Genomic DNA, 524 nt, shown 5'->3' on the forward strand with positions numbered 1-524 from the left:
GGCCAGACGGGCGACCGGCGGCCCGTCAGTCCTTCGGTTCGAGGCGGCTGCTTTTCTTGCTGAGGAAGGCGTCAAGGCCGGCGGCGACCTCCGGGCCGCTCTGGACGATGCCTGCCATCAGGCTCTCCGCGAACAGGCCATCGGTGGTCGACATGTCGTTGATGCGGCCGATGGCCGTGACCATGGCGTAATTCGACAGCGGCGCGTGCTTCGCGGCGGCTTCGGCGATGGCGATGGCCCGCTCCAGGCCGGCGCCGGGCGCGACAATTTCGTGGCACAGGCCAAGGTCAAGCCCGCGCGCCGCGTCATAGGTGCGGGCGGCCAGCATCATGTCGACCATCCGGCCAGGGCCGATGATGCGCCCCACCCGCACCGTGGCGCCGCCGCCGGTGAAGATGGCGCGCTGCCCCTCCGGCAAAGCGAAGAACGTCGACGGCTCGGCGACCCGGGTGTGACAGGCGGCCGCGGGCTCCAGGCCGCCGCCCACCACCGCGCCGCGCAACGCCGCGATCACCGGCAGGCCG

General features: G+C 72.3%; 1 protein-coding gene. It reads right to left on the reverse strand.

Features of this window, described 5'->3' with window-relative positions; all coding sequences use genetic code 11:
- Positions 1-25 precede the first annotated feature (25 nt).
- Positions 26-524, reverse strand: a 499-nt coding sequence (locus AC4FS3_RS29485; RefSeq protein ID WP_491023493.1) for an enoyl-CoA hydratase-related protein, incomplete at its 5' end; no start/stop codon positions are given.

The sequence above is a fragment of the Pseudogemmobacter sp. TB195 genome (assembly GCF_058313095.1).